At 29.9% G+C, this 3,660-nt stretch carries 2 protein-coding genes; both read right to left on the reverse strand.

Going from position 1 to position 3,660, the window contains the following annotated elements; translation table 11 throughout:
* Nucleotides 1-9 precede the first annotated feature (9 nt).
* Nucleotides 10-975, reverse strand: a complete 966-nt coding sequence (locus RR430_RS09145) for a glycosyltransferase family 2 protein (protein WP_332509016.1) — start codon at nucleotides 973-975, stop codon at nucleotides 10-12.
* Nucleotides 976-1,034: 59 nt separating this feature from the next.
* Nucleotides 1,035-3,623, reverse strand: coding sequence for a YfhO family protein (locus tag RR430_RS09150; protein WP_332509018.1), 2,589 nt, complete (start codon nucleotides 3,621-3,623; stop codon nucleotides 1,035-1,037).
* Nucleotides 3,624-3,660 lie beyond the last annotated feature (37 nt).

Genomic DNA, 3,660 nt, shown 5'->3' on the forward strand with positions numbered 1-3,660 from the left:
TAAAAAAGCCTATTGAGGCTTTTTGTTTGGGTTATAGTAAGGACTATATTCCTTTATGAAGTATAGAGGTCTATTCTTTGTTTCATTAAATATTCTACCTAGATATTCTCCAATAACACCTAAGAATATTAGTTGTAAGCTTCCAAAGAATAACATGATTATCGTCATTGAAGACCATCCTGGTTGTAAGTTTGGATCATTAGTGAAAACCATGAACAATACATATATCGTATAACAAATTGCAAATAAGATAGCTAAGCATCCAGCATATGTTGCCCAACGCAATGGTGCAACAGTAAATGATGTTAATCCTTCAATTGCATAATTAATCATTGTTTTATAGTTATACTTTGTTTTACCTGCAAATCGAGCTTCTCGAGCAAATTCAATTTCTGTTGTAGGGAATCCAATCCAGCAGAATAATCCACGGGCAAATCGATGAGTTTCACGAAGTTCTTTAAATGATTCTACTGCGCGTCTAGATACTAATCGATAATTACCAACGTTTTCAGGCATTTTTACTTTTCCACTAGATGCTGAGAAAACTTTATAAAATGCTTTTGCAGTAAATTTCTTTAAAAAGGTTTCTCCATCACGTGTACTACGTTTAGCATTAACGATGTCATAGCCTTCTTCATACTTTGCAATCATCTCTGGAATAATTGATGGTGTATCTTGTAAATCAGCATCCATTAAAATGACAATGTCACCTTTTGCATGGTCAAGACCAGCAGTAACAGCAATTTCGTGACCAAAGTTACGAGATAGACTTACATAGGTTATATGTGAGTTATCTTGTTGTATTCTATGCATTATTGACTCTGTTTTATCTGATGATCCATCGTTGATGATAACGATCTCATAATCATATCCTGTAATTTTTGCACAAAGATCAGAAATCGTTGTACAAAAAGTTTCAATAACTTCTTCTTCGTTATAAGCAGGTGCAACGATAGATAATAATTTTTTATCCATTAGGTACTTCCCCCTCTAATTGTTTACTATAAAATAATATCGTAAAGATGACTTAAAGTCTATTGCGCGTTTGATTTCTTTCTTTTATTAAGTACATTTGCAAGTACTAAAATACCAATTGAGACTAATGAAATGGTAATGCCAACCTTTAAGAAAGGTATCTCATATTTAAATTCAACATGATATGTACCAGGTTCTAGCTCAAAACCAATAAATCCAAGTTGAACTTTTTCATAATCAATTTTATTACTATCAATATATACTGACCATCCTTTATCAAATGGAATAGATGTAAATACGGTCTTTGCACTATCTGTAATAGTTATATCACCGGATAAGTAATCATTATTAAACACTACATTTTCAAATTGATTCTTTGTTAACTCTTTAAAATTACTTGAATATTGATTATCATGGTTTGATATATACATAGGAATTTGAGTGCCAGTACCATAGATATCCTCACCATCCAGCATTACTTTATCTATTGGTTGATATACTGGAATATCAATGTAATTAAATTGCCAAATATCATATTCATTTACAACTTCATCTTTATAATAAGTTGTTATTTTAGTATTTGGGATACCAAATACTTCAAAGTACAGAGTTACATTTTGTACAGGCTCATCAAATTCATAAATTCTGATTGTATCACTTGGTAAGGTTGTGATGAGCTCAATATTATCTTGAATCTCGTAAACTGTATTATTTGATGTTGGAGTAGCAAGATACTCCTGCATAATACGATCTTGTTCAAGATATGGAAGCGTTACTAAATAATCTGCGTTAATTGTTTTATCATAAGCAAATCCTAATTCTACAAAATTTGGATTTTGATAAACAGTATAATCGTAGTTATCATCTTTATATATTTCTTCATATCCATAAGGAATTGGAGTTTCATTATTGAATGTGTACCAGTATTTTGTAGATAATAGGTTATATATATTAGTTCTACCTACATTTTGAGGCATGTTATGTGTACTTTTAAACCTATTTAAGAAGGCTTCTTGGTTTGTGTTATATATTGACTCATAGAAGGCAACACCTGGATAAGCATTAGCTACAGGCTCATTGGCGGTGGTTAATGTTAAAGAGTGTTCCTCACCATCTTTCCATTCTGTAAATGTACTCCTATCATATAGTACACGATAAAATCCATCATCTAATTCATGGAAATAAGTTGATATATCATTTTCTATTGGATTTGATTCAAATCGTTTATAACTAATTGGATCATTAAAATAATAAAATAGTATTCCACAGTATAAAACTTCAATAGAAAGTAACCCAATTAATATCTTCTTGTTAAATTTTTTAATAAATAGTACTGCATACCCAATAATAAATAACATCATTATCAATGATGAGATACCTAGTTTTAGTAACATCGTACCTGTATTAAACTTCAAACAATAAGATATTACTAAGAAACAAGGAATAAGTACTAAGGGTGCGCTAAATGAAATTAATAATTGTTTTTTGGTAAAGTAATTATCAAATGCAAGCGATGATATATAGGTAATTGCATATGCATTTAGTAATAAATACATATAGTACCAACGGGTATCTATACTTGCCTGGAAAATATATGAGAATATTTGGAAAAATGTAAATAATCCAAGTATTCCATAAAATCCTAATAACATATTTCTATTGAACTTTTCTTTGATAAAGAATATTAATGATAATAAACAAGGAGTCAATATCAAACAATATAAAGGTGTAGTACCTGACCATCCAAAGAAACCATATTGATTTGAAGCGATAAAGGCATTTGCATCAAGCTTTTGAAACATTGGAGTAAATAGACTAGTAAATACCTCATATACTTGTCTAAAACTCAAATGGTCGAATAGACCTAGTGTATTTGTTGTAAAACGAGGCATGCTAAGTATTAAATAAGCACAAGGAACTAATATTGCTGCGCTTATTGCGATTCCTAATAATAACCAGCCAACAAACTTAGTACCACACAATAGTACTTCTTTAAATTTTATATTTTTTTGATTAATCAATAAATATCTAAATAAAGCATATAAGCAAATAAATGGAATGAGTTGGTATAAGAGATAGAATTGTGTTAAACCAATTACTCCGATAGTTATAACTAAACCATTGTATTTTTTATCAGTAAGAAAACATTCAGTAAAATATAAAGCAAGAGGGTATAAGAACAAGCATTTAATAAACTGTTCAGCTTGTAGATAGAAGATCCCATATGCACCAAATGCAACGATAAAGGCGCCTAAAATTGAAGCAAGGTTATTCTTATTAATTTTGTTTAACCATACATGAGCAGCAATGAACGCTAACCAAAGTTGTAATATTGCATACACTAGGAAAGAATAGGGTATAAACTCTTTAGGAAATAACAATGTTAATAGGAAAAATGGACTCGATAATGTATAGAATACATATGATAAAGTATTTGCACCAAATCCAAGGGACCAGTTAAATTGCCCAAACTCACCTAGGCGTATTTGATTGTAGTTACCTAACCATAGTTTATAGTTTAATTCAAATGGGTCACCAGGCTGTAATATAATACCTTTATTTAAGATAATATAAGGCAAGAACATACCAATAGCTAATATGAGTACAAACAAATATAACTTATAATTCTGTTTGATTGTTTTAAACATAAAATGCCTCCTTAAAAACTACACATATTATAGTATA

Source organism: Anaerorhabdus sp. (genome assembly GCF_036641015.1).
Taxonomy (GTDB): domain Bacteria; phylum Bacillota_I; class Bacilli_A; order Erysipelotrichales; family Erysipelotrichaceae; genus Anaerorhabdus.